This is a genomic window from Zobellella denitrificans, from assembly GCF_002237365.1.
Classification (GTDB): domain Bacteria; phylum Pseudomonadota; class Gammaproteobacteria; order Enterobacterales; family Aeromonadaceae; genus Oceanimonas; species Oceanimonas denitrificans.
Map to the genome: position 1 here is coordinate 30904 of NZ_NMUO01000013.1, position 16005 is coordinate 46908.

Annotated in this window: 17 protein-coding genes; 5 read left to right on the forward strand and 12 right to left on the reverse strand. The window is 62.2% G+C overall.

Annotated features, from left to right (window positions below):
* Nucleotides 1-79: 79 nt before the first annotated feature.
* Nucleotides 80-952: a 4-hydroxybenzoate octaprenyltransferase gene (gene ubiA / locus CGX12_RS04860; protein WP_094038770.1), complete on the reverse strand. Its 873-nt coding sequence runs from the start codon at nucleotides 950-952 to the stop codon at nucleotides 80-82.
* On the reverse strand, nucleotides 949-1497 hold the full coding sequence (locus CGX12_RS04865) for a chorismate--pyruvate lyase family protein (RefSeq protein WP_232513361.1): 549 nt from the start codon (nucleotides 1495-1497) through the stop codon (nucleotides 949-951). The genes ubiA and CGX12_RS04865 overlap by 4 nt, the downstream gene beginning before the upstream one ends.
* A gap of 132 nt (nucleotides 1498-1629) precedes the next feature.
* On the opposite strand from CGX12_RS04865, the gene CGX12_RS04870 reads away from it, so the two are divergent.
* The gene (locus CGX12_RS04870) at nucleotides 1630-2031 is read left to right on the forward strand and encodes a flagellar basal body-associated FliL family protein (RefSeq protein WP_094038798.1); all 402 of its coding nucleotides are present in this window, start codon (nucleotides 1630-1632) and stop codon (nucleotides 2029-2031) included.
* Here the strand turns inward: CGX12_RS04870 and glpG are convergent.
* From glpG to CGX12_RS04905, 7 genes are all read right to left on the reverse strand, one after another.
* Nucleotides 2025-2858 (reverse strand): rhomboid family intramembrane serine protease GlpG, encoded by an 834-nt coding sequence (glpG, locus tag CGX12_RS04875; RefSeq protein WP_094038771.1) that lies wholly within the window; start codon nucleotides 2856-2858, stop codon nucleotides 2025-2027. The two genes, CGX12_RS04870 and glpG, sit on opposite strands and share 7 nt — an antisense overlap.
* Nucleotides 2855-3175, reverse strand: coding sequence for a thiosulfate sulfurtransferase GlpE (glpE, locus tag CGX12_RS04880; RefSeq protein ID WP_094038772.1), 321 nt, complete (start codon nucleotides 3173-3175; stop codon nucleotides 2855-2857). Before glpE ends, glpG begins: the two co-directional genes overlap by 4 nt.
* A 55-nt stretch (nucleotides 3176-3230) precedes the next feature.
* Nucleotides 3231-3935, reverse strand: a complete 705-nt coding sequence (locus tag CGX12_RS04885) for an ABC transporter ATP-binding protein (RefSeq protein ID WP_094038773.1) — start codon at nucleotides 3933-3935, stop codon at nucleotides 3231-3233.
* A 2-nt stretch (nucleotides 3936-3937) separates the two neighbouring features.
* Nucleotides 3938-4702, reverse strand: coding sequence for a high-affinity branched-chain amino acid ABC transporter ATP-binding protein LivG (gene livG / locus CGX12_RS04890; protein ID WP_094038774.1), 765 nt, complete (start codon nucleotides 4700-4702; stop codon nucleotides 3938-3940).
* Entirely contained in the window at nucleotides 4699-5940 is a 1242-nt protein-coding gene (locus tag CGX12_RS04895; RefSeq protein WP_094038775.1) for a high-affinity branched-chain amino acid ABC transporter permease LivM, read from the reverse strand. Before CGX12_RS04895 ends, livG begins: the two co-directional genes overlap by 4 nt.
* A complete protein-coding gene (gene livH / locus CGX12_RS04900) occupies nucleotides 5937-6860 on the reverse strand; it encodes a high-affinity branched-chain amino acid ABC transporter permease LivH (RefSeq protein ID WP_094038776.1) in 924 nt (307 codons plus the stop codon). Before livH ends, CGX12_RS04895 begins: the two co-directional genes overlap by 4 nt.
* 93 nt (nucleotides 6861-6953) lie before the next feature.
* Nucleotides 6954-8069: a branched-chain amino acid ABC transporter substrate-binding protein gene (locus tag CGX12_RS04905; protein WP_094038777.1), complete on the reverse strand. Its 1116-nt coding sequence runs from the start codon at nucleotides 8067-8069 to the stop codon at nucleotides 6954-6956.
* A 315-nt stretch (nucleotides 8070-8384) separates the two neighbouring features.
* Between CGX12_RS04905 and CGX12_RS04910 the strand changes: the two genes are divergently transcribed.
* Nucleotides 8385-9398, forward strand: a complete 1014-nt coding sequence (locus CGX12_RS04910) for a substrate-binding domain-containing protein (RefSeq protein ID WP_094038778.1) — start codon at nucleotides 8385-8387, stop codon at nucleotides 9396-9398.
* 93 nt (nucleotides 9399-9491) lie between these two features.
* Here the strand turns inward: CGX12_RS04910 and tdh are convergent, their stop codons facing one another.
* The 3 genes from tdh to CGX12_RS04925 form a co-directional block, all read right to left on the reverse strand.
* Nucleotides 9492-10517, reverse strand: a complete 1026-nt coding sequence (gene tdh, locus CGX12_RS04915; RefSeq protein ID WP_176442001.1) for an L-threonine 3-dehydrogenase — start codon at nucleotides 10515-10517, stop codon at nucleotides 9492-9494.
* Between the two features lie 13 nt (nucleotides 10518-10530).
* Nucleotides 10531-11721 carry a glycine C-acetyltransferase gene (locus CGX12_RS04920; RefSeq protein ID WP_094038780.1) on the reverse strand — a complete coding sequence of 397 codons (1191 nt, stop codon included), beginning with the start codon at nucleotides 11719-11721 and terminating at the stop codon, nucleotides 10531-10533.
* 96 nt (nucleotides 11722-11817) lie between these two features.
* Nucleotides 11818-12480 (reverse strand): TetR/AcrR family transcriptional regulator, encoded by a 663-nt coding sequence (locus CGX12_RS04925; protein WP_094038781.1) that lies wholly within the window; start codon nucleotides 12478-12480, stop codon nucleotides 11818-11820.
* 142 nt (nucleotides 12481-12622) lie between these two features.
* Here CGX12_RS04925 and rfaD point away from each other — a divergent pair, with 142 nt between their 5' ends.
* From rfaD to CGX12_RS20180, 3 genes are read left to right on the forward strand one after another with little or no spacing between them, the layout of a single operon-like run.
* Nucleotides 12623-13576: an ADP-glyceromanno-heptose 6-epimerase gene (rfaD, locus tag CGX12_RS04930; RefSeq protein WP_094038782.1), complete on the forward strand. Its 954-nt coding sequence runs from the start codon at nucleotides 12623-12625 to the stop codon at nucleotides 13574-13576.
* 14 nt (nucleotides 13577-13590) lie between these two features.
* A complete protein-coding gene (locus CGX12_RS04935) occupies nucleotides 13591-15357 on the forward strand; it encodes a bifunctional glycosyltransferase family 4 protein/polysaccharide deacetylase (protein WP_094038783.1) in 1767 nt (588 codons plus the stop codon).
* A gap of 26 nt (nucleotides 15358-15383) precedes the next feature.
* Nucleotides 15384-15995, forward strand: a complete 612-nt coding sequence (locus tag CGX12_RS20180; protein ID WP_094038784.1) for an acyltransferase — start codon at nucleotides 15384-15386, stop codon at nucleotides 15993-15995.
* The last annotated feature ends 10 nt before the right edge of the window (nucleotides 15996-16005 follow it).

Consider the following 16005-nt stretch of genomic DNA (forward strand, 5'->3'; position numbering starts at 1 on the left):
TATCCAGTAAATCCGGCAGGGCAAGCACAATACGCCCTCCCCGGCCGGCACTCCCCTGGCGACCAGGGCGGGAACAGGGCTACAGCAGCGCCAGGGCCAGACCGGCGAACACCGCCATACCCGCGAAGTTGTTGTTGAGGAAGGCCCGGAAGCAGGCCATCCGTTCCCGGTCCCGGATCAGCCGCTGCTGGTGCACGAAGAGCGCGGCGGCGCCCAACAGCCCCCAGTAGAAAGGCGCGGCCAGGGCGAATACCTGGCCCGCTGCCACCAACAGCAGCAGGGTGACCAGCTGCAGCAGGCCGACCATCAGCTTGTCGCGCCGGCCGAACAGAACGGCGGTGGACTTGACCCCGATCCGGAGATCGTCGTCCCTGTCCACCATGGCGTACATGGTGTCGTAGGCCACGGTCCAGCTCAGATTGGCGGCAAACAGCAGCCAGAGCCCCGCGGGCAGGCTGTTTGCCTGGGCCGCAAAGGCCATGGGAATGGCCCAGGAGAAGGCGATACCCAGGAACAGCTGGGGCAGGTGGGTATAGCGCTTCATAAAGGGGTAGAGCGCGGCCCAGCCCAGGCCGGCGAAAGCCAGCTGGATGGTCAGGGTGTTGGTGGTCAGCACCAGCAGGAAGGAAATGGCCACCAGCAGGGCGAAAAAGCCCAGGGCCTGGCGCTCGGTCAGTTCGCCGGCAGGCAGCGGCCGGGTCTGGGTGCGCTTGACGTGGCCATCGATATGGCGGTCCGCATAGTCGTTGATCACGCAGCCGGCGGAGCGCATAAAGAAGACACCGGCGACGAACACCAGCAGCAGCCAAAGTGAAGGCAGGCCGTCGGCGGCGATCCACAGGGCCCAGAGGGTGGGCCAGAGCAGCAGCAGGCTGCCGATGGGCTTGTCCATGCGGGCCAGCGCCATATAGGCACGCCAGCGCGGGCGGGAAGGCGAAGTCAGGGTGGTCATGCTACAGGCTCCTGATAGGCGGGCACGGCGGGCAGAAACAGCTCGGTCACCAGCACCCGGGCACGCCCGGTGGCCAGCACGGAACGCCGGCCCCAGAGCGGTCCCGGGCTTGGGTCCAGACCGGCGCGGTGGCAAAGTCGAATGCGCTCATCGTTGGTCAGTTCGGCGAACTCGAAGGTGGATCGCTGCAGATCCGGGGCATCGAACAGCAACTCGCCCAGGGCGCGCCGTCCCAGCCCGGTCAATTGCGGCATGGCAGCCCGGGTGGCCGGAGAATAGAGGGAACTGGCATAGACCCAGGGGGTTTCGTCGCAGTAGAGCAATACCTCCCGGCAATAGGCCTGCTCGCAGTCCAGCAGGGCCTTCTGTTGCGGGGTCAGGGAGAGCAGCGCTTCGCTGGCCAGCACCTCGACCCGGAAGTCCCGGCAATGCCGGCGCAGGCGCTCGGTCAGGGAGCCGGGATCCCGCAGCCAGTCGCACAGGGCGGGCCACCCCAATGGCGACGCTGCCGACCAGCCCCAGCGGTGATCGATGGACGCCGTCACGGCGCGCTCCTGAAATAACGGATAGACATAAAAAGGGACAGCTCAGTTACCTTAAAAACCACCTAATTACTTGACCGGCACGATATTTGTTTAAACAATGCGCCCCAGAAACCAAGGTTGGAGACATTGTTTATGCTACGCATTGCTGCGCTGTGCCTGTTGCTGACGATAGCGGGCCAGACCCGGGCACAGGAAGCATCGCCGGCTCCCGAAGGGGCCCTATACTACACCATGACGCCGGACATTATTACCAACTACCAGCATTCGGGCGATCAGCTCGGTTATATCCGGGTGGCCGTCGAGCTGATGCTGGAGCGCCCGGAGCAGATGCCGCTGGTGGAGCGGCACATGCCGCTGCTGCGGGACGCCATCAACAGCCTGCTGGCCGAGAAAAACCAGCAGGAGATCCGCTCCCTGGCCGCCCGCACCGAACTGGCCAGCGAGGGCCAGCGCCGGCTGAACGACCTGCTGCTGAAGGAAACCGGCGAGGCGCCCATCCGTCGCCTGCTGTTCACCAATTTCCTCTATCAGTAACGGCGGGATCTGTTGTCGAGCCAGGCCTGGGCCAGGCCGATCAGGCCGCCGCCCAGGTGGGCCATATTGGCCACCGGTCCCAGCACCCCGGCGAAGCCCAGCACCAACCACACCACCATAAACACCGCCATGCCGTCCGGCAGGCCGATACCCCGCAGCGGGTTGAGCCGGCCGCTGAGCCAGACATAGGCCAGCAGGGCATAGACCACCCCGGACAGGCCGCCAAAGCGGGGGCCGCTGGCCCAGTACTGCATCAGGTTGGGCAGCACCGCCGCCACCAGCAGCAGGGTCAGCAGCTTGCCGTGCCCCAGGCGGCGCTCCACCATGCCGCCCAGGTACCACCACCAGAACAGGTTGAACACCAGGTGCATCAGGGAAAAGTGCAGCAGTGCCGGGGTAAAGGCGCGCCAGAACTCCAGCCCCAGCAGCAGTTCCCAGCGGGGCGGAAAGGACAGCAGCCCGAACATGGGCAGCCCCAGCCAGCTCAGGCCATAGACCAGCAGGCAGGCCAGCACCACCACCATGTTCACCGGTCCGGTCTGGCGCAGCAGATCGCCCAGCCAGCCGGGCTCCTGGCGACCGTGGCTAAAGCGGACCTGGGTGTCGCCCTGGCGCCAGGAGGCATCCTGGTAGCGGGGATGCAGCGGCTCCGCCAGGAAGCGTTTCACCTCCTGCAACGCCTCCTGATAGCGGGACTCGTTGACCAGCCAGATGCTGACGTTGCCGTCGTCGTCCAGGGTCAACTCGCACTTGAGCCCGATGTCGGCCAGATAATCCACGAAGGCCTGGGCCCGGCGCGGATCATCGAGCACCAGTAGCAGCTTCATCCGGCCCCGACCACAGCCTGGGTACGGCGCCAGGCCTCGAAGCCGCCGTCCAGGCTGTAGACTTCCTCGAAGCCTTGGTGGATCAGGTACTGGGCCGCACCCTGGCTGCTGATGCCGTGGTAGCACATCACGATCACCGGGGTATCGAACTCCACCTCACTGGTGAACCGCACCAGGCTGTCGTTGGTAAGATGAAAGGCGCCCTCGGCATGGGCCAGGGCAAAGGACTGGGCATCGCGGATATCCACCAGCCGGGCGCGGCCCTCGGCCAGCAGGGTACCGGCCTCGGCCACCGAAATATGGGCAAACTGATCCATAGACTCCTCCTCGAGTAATGTCAGGGCAGTTTACCCAATAGCGGCGGCCTTGGCATCATCCGCCCAGGTAGGCCCGCCGTACCTGTTCGTTGACCAGCAGGGCGGCGCCGGTATCGGCCAGCACGATACGGCCGTTTTCCAGCACATAGCCCCGATCCGCCAGCTTCAGCGCCTGGTTGGCGTTCTGCTCCACCAGGAAGATGGTCATGCCCTTCTCCTCGCGCAAGCGGGCGATGGTGTCGAAGATCTGGGCGATGATGATGGGCGCCAGGCCGAGCGAGGGCTCGTCCAGCAGCAGCAGCCGCGGCTTGCTCATCAGCGCCCGGCCGATGGCCAGCATCTGCTGCTCGCCGCCGGACATGGTGCCGGCCCGCTGGTGCATGCGCTCCTTGAGTCGGGGGAACATCTGGTACACCTCCTCCAGCAGCCCCTGGTGCTCGGCCTTGTCCACGAAGAAGGCGCCCATGTGCAGGTTCTCCTCCACCGTCAACCGGGAAAAGATCCGCCGCCCCTCGGGCACGATGGCGATGTCCTTGCGCATGATGGTGGCGGTGTCCAGGGCGCTCATGTCCTGCCCCTCGAACAGCACCCGCCCCTGGGTCGGCTTGGGATCGCCGCAGATGGTCATCATCAGGGTGGTCTTGCCCGCCCCGTTGGCGCCGATCAGGGTGACTATCTCCCCCTGGTCGATATGGATGGACACCTGTTCCAGCGCCTGGATCTTGCCGTAGCTGGCACTCACATTCTCCACTCGCAGCATGGTCAGGCTTCTCCCAGGTAGGCGTTGATCACATCGGGGTTGTTGCGCACCTGCTCGGGGGTGCCGTCGGCCAGGGGCCGGCCCTGGTTAACCACGTAGATATGGTCGGAGATGCCCATCACCAGTTTCATGTCGTGCTCGATCAGCAGTATGCTCACGCCCTCGTTGTCGCGCAGATCGCAGATCAGCCGATCCAGCTCATGGGTCTCGTTCGGATTAAGCCCCGCCGCCGGCTCGTCCAGCATCAGCAGTTGCGGCCGGGCCGCCATGCAGCGGGCGATCTCCAGCCGGCGCTGCTGGCCGTAGGCCAGGTTGCCGGCGGTGCGGTTGGCAAACTCGGTCAATCGTACCTTCTCCAGCCAGTAGTGGGCCCGCTCCAACCCTTCCCGCTCCGCCCGGCGAAAACCGGGGGTCTTGAACAGGCCGGCGAGAAAGTTGGTATTGAGATGGCGATGCTGGGCCACCAGCAGGTTTTCCAGCACCGTCATTTCCTTGAACAGGCGTACGTGCTGGAAGGTGCGCACCATGCCGAGACGGGCGATTTTGTGGCCGGGCATGCCCTGGATCTCCTGCCCCCGGAAATTGACGGTGCCGCCGCTCGGCCGGTAGAAGCCGGACAGGCAGTTGAACACCGTGGTCTTGCCGGCCCCGTTGGGGCCGATCACCGAGACGATCTGCCGCTCTCCCAGGGACAGCGCCACCCCGTCCACCGCCACCAGGCCGCCGAAGCGCATGGTCAGGCCGGATACCTTTAACAGCTCGGTCATGATTTCAGCTCCATGTGCGGTCGGTGCATCGGCAGCAGGCCCTGGGGCCGCCAGATCATCATCAATACCATCAGCAGGCCGAACAGCAGCATGCGGTATTCGTTAAACTCCCGGGTCAGCTCCGGCAGTATGGTCATGACGATGGCCGCCAGCACCACCCCTATCTGCGAGCCCATGCCGCCCAGCACCACGATGGCAAGGATGATGGCCGACTCGATGAACACGAAGGACTCGGGGCTGATAAAGCCCTGGCGGGCGGCGAAGAAGCTGCCGGCAAAACCGGCGAAGGCGGCCCCGATGGTGAAGGCGCTCAGCTTGATCAGCGTCGGGTTGAGGCCAAGCGAGCGGCAGGCGATTTCGTCCTCGCGCAGCGCCTCCCAGGCCCGGCCGAGCGGCATGCGCAGCAGCCGGTTGATGATAAAGATGGTGAACACCACCAGCACCAGCGCCAGCAGGTAAAGGAAGATCACCTTGTGTCCCGAGTTGTAGGCAATGCCGAAGAATTCGTGGAAAAGGTTCTCGCCCCGGCGCTCGAACTCCAGCCCGAACAGGGTCGGCTTGGGAATGCCGGCGATGCCGTTGGGGCCGCCGGTCACCTCCGTCATGTTGTTGAGCAGGATGCGGATGATCTCGCCGAAGCCCAGGGTGACGATGGCCAGGTAGTCGCCGCGCAGGCGCAGCACCGGAAAGCCGAGCAAAAAGCCGAACAGGGCCGCCATGCCACCGGCGATCAGCAGACAGGTCCAGAAATCCAGCCCCAGGTAGGCGTTGAGCAGGGCATAGGTATAGGCGCCCACCGCGTAGAAGCCCACGTAGCCCAGATCCAGCAGCCCGGCCAGGCCCACCACCACGTTGAGTCCCAACCCCAGCATCACGTAGATCAGGGTCAGGGTGGCCAGATCGACGGCACCGCGGGAACCGACGAAAGGCCAGATGATGAGGGCGCTCAGCACCAGCACGGTGACGATGCGATACAGCCAGGGCTGCTCTTCCGGCGCAGGCAGGGCGAAATGGCCCTTGCGATCGGAGAGGTAACGGAAGGGCTTGCGCAATTGGGCCTGAAACAGCTGGGCCAGGAACACCAGGGCGGCCCCCAGCGCCAACCACTCCCAGGCCGCGTCCAGGCGGTTGGTCACCACCAGCCGGGTACCGGCGGTTTCCAGCCGGAAGCCGAGCAGCCAGCCGGCCAGCACCAGGAACAGGGCGGCGGCGATGAAGGCGGGTTTGAACTTGTTCATACCTTTTCCACCTCCGGTTTGCCCAGAATGCCGGTGGGCATGAACAGCAGCACCGCGATCAACAGGCCGAAGGACACCACGTCCTTGTACTCGGTGCTGAAGTAGGCGCCGGTCATGGCCTCGGTCACGCCCAGCAGCAGGCCGCCGAGCACGGCACCGGGAATGCTGCCGATGCCGCCAAGCACGGCGGCGGTAAAGGCCTTGAGCCCGGCCATAAAGCCGATATAGGGGTTGATGACGCCGTAATAGGAGCCCAGCAGCACCCCGGCCACCGCCGCCAGGGCGGCGCCGATCACGAAGGTGAGGGCGATGATGGTGTTGCTGTTGATGCCGAGCAGGTTGGCCATCTTCAGATCCTCGGCGCAGGCGCGGCAGGCGCGGCCCATGCGCGAGCGGGAGATAAACAGCGACAGCAGGGTCATGGCGACGAAGGTCACCAGGAAGATGATCAGCTGCATGTAGGACAGGGAGGCCTGGAAGCTACCCTCGCCGAAGCTCCAGCCGCCGGGGATCAGGCTGGGCATGGCGACGTCCCGCGAGCCCTGGCTGAGGCGCATCATGTTCTGCAGGAAGATGGACATGCCGATGGCGGAGATCAGGGCGATCAACCGCTTGCTGCTGCGCAGCGGCCGGTAGGCCACCCGCTCGATGGAATAGCCATAAACGCTGGTCAGGGTGATGCTCACCAGGAAGGCGGACGTCAGCAGCAGGAAGCTGCTGTCGATGCCCATCATCATCAGGCCGGTCATCACCATGAAGGCGGCATAGGCGCCGATCATGTAGACCTCGCCATGGGCGAAGTTGATCATGCCGATGATGCCGTACACCATGGTATAGCCGATGGCGATCAGGGCATAGGTGCTGCCAATGGTCAGGCCATTGAGCAGTTGCTGGATGAAATAAAGCACAGGCTCAGACATACAACCTTGTCCTTGTCGTAAGAGCGGTCGGGAAAATGGGGGAATACCAAAGCGGGGCCGGCAGGCCCCGCTTGCGTCAGGAGGTGCTTCCCCTTACAGCTGGGTGGAAGAGCCGTCCTTGTGCCATTCGAACACGCCGAACTCAAAGCCGAGCAGGTCGCCCTTGTCATCCCAGGAAAGAGGGCCCATCACGGTATTCACCGGCTCGGCGCGCAGCGCTTCGGCCACCGCTTCCGGCTCGGTGCCGGCGCGCTTGATGCCCTCGGCGATGGCTTCCACCGCCGCATAGGTGGTCCATACGAAGGGGCCGGTGGGATCCTCGCCCTTGGCCTTGATCGCCTCGACCACGGCGGCGTTGGCCGGATCCAGGTCGTATTTCTTGGGCAGGGTGACCAGCAGGCCTTCGGAGGCATCGCCGGCGATGGAGGTGATGTCCTTGTGGCCCACGCCTTCCGGTCCCATAAAGCGGGCCTTGAAACCTTTCTCGGCGGATTGCCGCAGGATCAGCCCCAGTTCCGGGTGGTAGCCGCCATAATAGACGAAGTCCACCTGTTCCCGCTGCAGCTTGGCGATCAGTGCCGAGAAATCCTTGTCGCCCGAGGTGATCCCCTCGTAGGCCACCACCTCGACACCGGCCTGCTTCAGCGCGTCGCGCACACTGGAGGCCAGGCCTTCACCGTACTGTTTCTTGTCATGGATCACCGCGATGCGGCTGGGCTTGGCGTGCTCCAGGATATAGCGGGCGGCGGTCGGCCCCTGGTCACTGTCGAGGCCGATGGTCCGCATCACAAACTCCAGGCCCCGCTCGGTGATGGCGGGGTTGGTAGAGGCCGGCGTTACCATCAGTATGCCTTCGTCGTCGTACACGTCCGACGCCGGCAGGGTGCTGTCGGAGCACAGGTGGCCCACCACGAACTGGACACCGTCATTGACGATGCGGTTGGCCACCGCCACCGCCTGCTTGGGATCGCAGGCATCGTCGTATTCCACCGCCTGCAGGCTGTACTCGCCCAGGGTGCCGGACTGGTTGAGCAGCTCCACCGCCATGCGGCCGCCGGTAAACTGCATGTCGCCGTACTGGGCCACGGCACCGGTTACCGGGCCGGCAATGGCAATCTTTACGGTTTCCGCCGAGGCGGAAAAGGCCGCGCCGTAACCCAGGGCGGCGAACACCGCCACCGCTACCGCCTTCTTGTTCCATATGACCATGTAAATTCCCTCTGTCCTGATATTGGTCTTGCCGGAGATGATCCGGTCTGCCCTTTTTTCTAACCCTAGTGCGTCATTTCCACAAGAGAAAAATGCTTCAGATGGGGCCGGTTACAAAATAAAAACAAAGAGTGTGAAGCCGGATCCCATCCGGGAGTGGTCCATAACCCGAACCTGCCTAAAAAACAGGCAGCGAGGTGTCATGCCGCCTTCCGGCTCCGTCCTCGCCGAGGTGTCGCCCGGAGGTGAACACCAAAGCACCGCTTGACGATGACATTTGCTACTATGTGTCCTTTCCCAGTTCGAGGTGTCAGCATGGCGACCATCAAAGATGTGGCAGCACAGGCGGGAGTGTCCATCTCCACCGTCTCCCATGTGCTCAACCGGACCCGCAAGGTGAGCGAGGCCGCCCGGACCCGGGTCGAGCAGGCGGTGCGGGAACTCAACTACGCCCCCAACTCGGTGGCGCGCAGCCTCAAGGTCAACAATACCCGCACCATCGGCATGCTGGTCACCACCAGCGCCCATCCCTTCTTCGCGGAAGTGGTGCAGGCGGTGGAGGATCTCTGCTTCGAACTGGGCTACAGTCTGATTTTGTGCAATACCGAGAACCAGCCCGAGCGACAGCTGATGCACCTGCGCATGCTGCTCGAGAAACGGGTGGACGGCCTGCTGGTGATCTGCACCGATACCCCCCCTTCCCTCACCGAACTGTTGCAGCAGCACCCCAGCCTGCCGCTGGTGATGCTGGATTGGAGCCGGGACAATGATTTTGCCGACATCATCCACGATAACGCCGACATTGGCGGGTATCTGGCCGCCAAATACCTTATAGAACAAGGACACCGGGATTTCGCCTGCATCACCGGCCACCTGCACAAGGGCACCAGCCGGCTGCGACTGGACGGCTTTACCCGGGCGTTGGCCGAGGCCGGCCTGGAACTGCCGCCCGAACAGATTATCGAGGGAGATTTCGAGAGCGAAAGCGGCTACCGGGCCATGCAGCAGTTGCTGCGGCAGGGGAGCAGCGCCACGGCCGTGTTCGCCTTCTGCGACACCATGGCCTTCGGCGCCATCTGCGCCATCACCCAGGCCGGGCTCAGGGTACCCCAGGACATTTCGGTGATCGGCTATGATGACGTCAACATGGCACGCTTTACCAGCCCGCCCCTGACCACCATCTCCCATCCCAAACGCACCCTGGGCCGCTGGGCCCTGGAGCTGCTGCTGAAGCAGATCAAGGAAAAAGATCACCGGCCCGAGCAGCTGGAACTCCAGCCCCGGCTGGTGGTGCGGGACTCGGTATGTCCGCCCGGGAGCAGGGATTAGGGACTGAAAGCCGGAAGCCGGAAGCCATATCCCCGGATTTCCGAAAGAACAGGGCCCGCCGAGGCGGGCCCTTGTTTAACCAGGCGGGGCGGCTTACTGCCAGTCCAGTATCACCTTGCCGGACTGGCCCGAGCGCATCACGTCGAAGCCCTGCTGGAAGTCGTCCACCTTGAAGTGGTGGGTGATGATGGGGGTCAGATCCAGGCCGGACTGGATCAGGCTGGCCATCTTGTACCAGGTTTCGAACATCTCCCGGCCGTAGATGCCCTTGAGCACCAGGCCCTTGAAGATCACCTTGTTCCAGTCGATGGCCATGTCGGAGGGCGGTATGCCCAGCATGGCCACCTTGCCGCCGTGGTTCAGCTTGTCCAGCATGTCGCGGAAGGCCGCCGGCACCCCGGACATTTCCAGGCCCACGTCGAAGCCTTCGGTCATGCCCAGCTCGGCCATGACGTCGTCCAGTTTTTCCTTGGCCACGTTGACCGCCCGGGTCACGCCCATCTTGCGGGCCAGCTCGAGCCGGTATTCGTTGACGTCGGTGATCACCACATGGCGGGCCCCCACATGGCGGGCCACGGCGGCGGCCATGATGCCGATGGGGCCGGCGCCGGTGATCAGCACGTCCTCGCCCACCAGATCGAAGGACAGGGCGGTGTGCACCGCATTGCCAAAGGGGTCGAAGATGGAGGCCAGATCGTCGGAAATCTCGTCCGGCAGCTTGAAGGCGTTGAAGGCCGGGATCACCAGGTACTCGGCGAAGGCGCCCTCCCGGTTCACCCCCACCCCCACGGTGTTGCGGCACAGGTGGGTGCGGCCGGCGCGGCAGTTGCGGCAGTGGCCGCAGGTGATATGGCCCTCGCCGGACACCCGGTCGCCAATGTCAAAGCCACGCACTTCCTGGCCGATGGCCACCACCTCGCCCACGTATTCGTGGCCGACCACCATGGGCACGGGGATGGTCTTCTGGGACCAGTCGTCCCAGTTGTAGATGTGGATATCGGTGCCGCAGATGGCGGTCTTGCGGATCTTGATCAGCAGATCGTTGTGGCCCAGCTCGGGTTCGGGCACTTCCGTCATCCAGATGCCGGGTTCCGCTTTCAGTTTTGCCAGTGCTTTCATCGTCATGCTCCCCTTAGATCACGCCCAGTTCCCGGCCGACTTCGGTGAAGGCGGCGATGGCCCGGTCCAGCTGTGCGCGGCTGTGGGCCGCCGACATCTGGGTACGGATGCGGGCCTGGCCCTTGGGCACCACCGGGAAAGAGAAACCGATGACATAGATGCCCCGCTCCAGCAGCCTGTCGGCCATGTTGGCCGCCAGGGCGGCATCGCCCAGCATCACCGGGATGATGGCGTGATCCTTGCCCGCCAGGGTAAAGCCGGCGGCGGTCATCTTCTCCCGGAAATAGTCGCTGTTTTCCCGCACCTTTCTGCGCAAATCGTCGCCGTCTTTCAGCATTTCCAGCACCTTGATGGAGGCGGCGACGATGGCCGGCGCCACCGAGTTGGAAAACAGGTAGGGACGGGAGCGCTGGCGCAGCCAGTCGATCACTTCCTTTTTGCCGGAGGTATAACCACCGGAAGCACCACCCAGGGCCTTGCCCAGGGTGCCGGTGATGATGTCGACCCGGCCCATCACGTCACAGTACTCGGGGGTGCCCCGGCCCTGCTCGCCGACGAAACCCACGGCGTGGGAGTCGTCCACCATCACCAGGGCGTCGTACTTGTCCGCCAGGTCGCAGATGGCCTTGAGGTTGGCGATGACGCCATCCATGGAGAAGACACCGTCGGTGGCGATCAGCTTGAAGCGGGCACCGTCGGCGGAGGCCTGTTGCAGGCAGGCCTCCAGCTCGGCCATGTCGTTGTTGGCATAGCGGTAGCGCTTGGCCTTGCACAGCCGCACCCCGTCGATGATGGAGGCGTGATTGAGGGCATCGGAGATGATGGCATCTTCCGGCCCCAGCAGGGTTTCGAACAGGCCGGCATTGGCGTCGAAGCAGGAGGTGTAGAGGATGGTGTCTTCCATGCCGAGGAAGGCGGACAGCTCCGCCTCCAGCCGCTTGTGCAGATCCTGGGTACCGCAAATGAAACGCACCGAGGCCATGCCGAAACCGTGGCTGTCCAGTCCCTGCTGGGCCGCCTTGATCAATGCGGGATGGTTGGCGAGTCCCAGGTAGTTGTTGGCACAGAAGTTAATCACTTCCCGCTGACCAACCTCGATGGCCGCACTCTGGGGAGAGGTGATCACCCGCTCCTGCTTGTAGAGCCCTTCGGCCTTGGTTTGCGCCAATTGCTCGCTGATATGAGCATAAAATGCCAACGACATACTGAACTCCCGTTATCAATCTGGCTGACTGGGTTAATTTCAGGTCATTTTACTACCAACAATCCCCTTTGACACAAGATATTCTAAGCAAGCCGACTATTTGTGAAAGGGATCACTGGGCGTACGGGCCAACGCCTGATAATGCTCCGACAATTTGGCCAGTTCGGCTCCTTTCTCCGGGTGGAAGTAGGGCTTGAGCAACAGCAGCACCCGGGCCACCCCCTCGTACAGCACCGCCTGGCTGATGCGGGGATCGAGCGACTGGGCCGACTGGTAGCTGACCCAGAAGGAGACGACCATCTTCAGGGTCTGAGTCAGGGGCTCTATCTCCTGGTCGGGAATGGCCAGCACCTGCTGGGCATTCAGCTCCCGCAGCAGGGCCTGCAGGTTGACGGCCAACTCCCGCTGCACCGCCAGGTACTTTTTGTGCAGCTCCGGATCCCGGTGCAGGATGTCGTTGAGATTGGCGTAGAAGAAACGGAACTCCCACATTACATAGAAGATGGCGTCCAGGTAGTGGAACCACACCGCCGGGCTGGCGCTGGCCGGGCCGGTGACCGGGGTAAAACTCTTGCGCAAATGCTCGGCATATTGCTGGAAAATGCGATGGATAATGTCGTTTTTATTGCGAAAGTGGTAATAAAGATTGCCCGGACTGATGCCCAGATGGGCGGCAATATGGTTGGTGGTAACATTCGCCTCCCCCTGCTCGTTGAACAACTGCAGGGCGGCGGCGACAATACGGTCCTTGGTTTTCATCCTGTTAACCAATACTCACTGACATAACTGAATAGTAACACAGGCGGGCGGGTTAGTTTTCTGTCGCCGAACCATGATAAACTTTCGCCCGATTTTATTCCGTTTTGCCGGACAGATTCCGGCCAGCAAGAGGCAGCTAACGATGATCATTGTGACTGGCGGCGCCGGCTTTATCGGCAGTAACCTGGTGAAGACCCTGAACGAGCAGGGCCGGACCGACGTGGTGGTGATCGACGATCTGACCGATGGCACCAAGTTCGTCAACCTGGTCGACCTGACCATCGCCGACTACCTGGACAAGGACGAGTTTCTGCACCGCATCGTGTCCGGCGACGAATTCGAGGAGTGGGGCGGCATCGAGGTCATCTTCCATGAAGGCGCCTGCTCCGCCACCACCGAGTGGGACGGCAAGTTCATGATGGAGAACAACTACGAGTACTCCAAGGATCTGCTGCACTACTGCCTGGAACGGGACATTCCCTTTATCTACGCCTCTTCCGCCGCCACCTACGGCGGCCGCAACGACAACTTCATCGAAGAGCCGCAATACGAGCAGCCGCTCAACGTCTACGGCTACTCCAAGCAACTGTTCGACCAGTACGTGCGCCGCCTGCAGCCGGAGATCCAGTCCCAGGTGGTGGGGCTCAAATACTTCAACGTGTACGGCCCGCGCGAACAGCACAAGGGCGGCATGTCGAGCGTAGCCTTCCACCTCAACACCCAGCTGCACAAGGGCGAAAACCCCAAACTGTTCGAAGGCTGCGACGGCTACCCGGACGGCGGCCAGATGCGCGACTTCATCTACGTGGACGATGTGTGCAAGGTCAACCTCTGGTTCTGGCAGAACCCGCAGGTTTCCGGCATTTTCAACTGCGGCACCGGCCGCGCCGAGCCCTTCAGCAACGTGGCCGAGGCGGTGATCAAACATCATGGCAAGGGCCAGATTGAGTACATCCCTTTCCCCGAGCAGTTGAAGGGCCGCTACCAGAGCTTTACCCAGGCCGATCTGACCAAGCTGCGCGCCGCCGGCTACCCCCATGAATTCAGGACGGTGACCGAAGGGGTGGCGGAATACATGGCCTGGCTGAACAGATAACGCCCGGGCCGCCCATGAATATACTGATGGCGCTGTCCCAGCTGGAAGTGACCGGGGCCGAGGTGTATGCCACCACCCTCGGCGACGAGCTGAACCGGCGCGGGCACCGGGTATTTTATGTCTCCGACACCCTGACCAAGCCGCACCAGGGCCAGTTCTTCCGGCTGCGCTTCAACAAGCGCAGCGTCCCCCGTCGCTTCTGGCATGTGGGTTACCTGATTTATCTCATCAAAAAACACCGCATCCAGCTGGTGCATGCCCACAGCCGCGCCTCCAGCTGGAGCTGTTATGTGGCCTGCAAACTGACCGGCACGCCCATGATCACCTCGGTGCACGGCCGCCAGCCGGTGCACGCCTCACGCAAGAAATTCCATGCCCTGGGCGACCGCGCCCTGGCGGTATGCGAGGCGGTGCGGGACCAGCTGATCAGTGCCCTTGGCGTCGAACCCGGATTGATCGCCATCGGCCGCAACGGCATCGACACCCGTCATTACCAGCCCGTGCCGGCACCGGTGAATGAACGGCCGGTGATCAGCATCGTCGGCCGGCTCACCGGCCCCAAAGGCGAGCTCTGCTACCGGCTGCTGGATCAGTGCCTGGATACCGACAGGTACCGGGTGCAGGTGGCCTCCGGCTCCGAGCTTCCCGAGCGCTTCCGGCGCTTTCAGGACAAGGTGGAGTTTCTCGGTTATGTGCGGGACGTGCCCGGGCTGATGGCCACCTCCGATCTGGTGATCGGTGCCGGCCGGGTGGCCATGGAGTCCATCCTGATGGGCAGGCCCACCTTCGCCATCGGCGAAGCCAGCGCCCCGGGGCTGGTGACGCCCGACAATATTGATGCTGCCATGGCCGGCAACTTCGGCGATATCGGGCCCATGGACCTGGACATCGACTTCGCCGCCCTGCCCGACCGGATAGCGACGGCGCTGGCCTGCCAGGGCACGGCACCCGCGGTAATGACAAAGGTCAGGAGCAACTACGATCTCGTCGCCGTGGCCGACGAGCTGGAGCAGCACTACCAGAGCGTCTATGTGCACCGGCTGCGGCGGGAAGTGCCCATCGTCATGTACCACCGCTTTATCCGCGACGACAGCGAAAAAGGGGTACATGGCACCTATCTGCATGTGAACATGCTGGAAAAGCACTTCAAGCTGCTCAAACGCCTCGGCTACCGGACCCTCACCTTCGCCGATCTGGCCGACCAGGGCCTGGCCAGCCGGCTGACGCCGGACAGCAAGTACATCATCATCACGGTAGACGACGGCTACCGGGACAACTACGAGTTGCTGTTCCCCCTGCTGAAAAAGTACGGTTTCAAGGCGGTGATCTACCTGGTGACCGGCGAGCGTTTCAATCGCTGGGACGTGGAGCAGCCCGGCAACCCGGAAAAGCGGGTGGAGCTGATGACGCCGGAGCAGATCAAGGAAATGGCCGACTCCGGCCTGGTGGAATTCGGCGGACATACCCTGACCCACCCGCACCTGGACACCCTGAGCAGGGAAGAACAGCGACGGGAAATCGCCGACAACAAGGCGCAACTGGAACAGCTGCTGGGCCGGCCCCTCGCCTCCTTCGCCTACCCCTTCGGCAGCCATAACGAAGACAGCAAAGCGCTGGCCAGGGAGCTGGGCTACCCCTTCGCCGTAGCCACCAACAGCGGCCCCCTGGCCATGCACGAAGATCCTTACCAGATCCGCCGTATCGCCATCTTCCCCCGCACCGACGTGTTCGGGCTGTGGCGGAAGATCAAGGGGGATTATGTGTTCAGAAAGAATAAATAGTCTTCTCAAGTCAATGGAATATTTTCATGTTTAACAAGCTGACATCAAGATTGCTAAATATAATAAAAAGCAAAGGCGGCCAGCTCCTTACCAGCCCGGATTCTTATCTGATATGGAACAAAATCAAGTTATCTGGTAAGGGAAACCGTCTTGTTGTTCTTGGCAATGGTAAGTTTCGCCGTTGCGTGATCAGCGTTAGAGGAGAGAACAACATCATAGAAATTGATAATGGTGCCAATATCAGCTTTAGCACATTGGAAATAGTCGGCAACAACTGTCTTATTCGTATAGGTAAACAAACAGATATCGGAGGAGCGTATTTGTCAGCCAAGGGTGAGGGTACCAGGCTCACGATAGGTGAGCATTGCATGTTTTCTCGCGATATCAGTGTCATGACTTACGATGGACATCCTATTTACGATGCGGATACAAAAAAAATTCTTAACCACCCTCAAGACATCCACATAGGCAATAACGTATGGATAGCCGCCAATGCTTCCATATTAAAAGGTGTAACTATAAATGATGGCAGCATTGTTGCCTTCGGCGCCATAGTTACTAGAGATGTTGAAGAAAAAACAATTGTTGCTGGAACTCCCGCAAGAAAGATAAAAAGTAACATTGCGTGGGAGCACTAAAGTGAAAAAA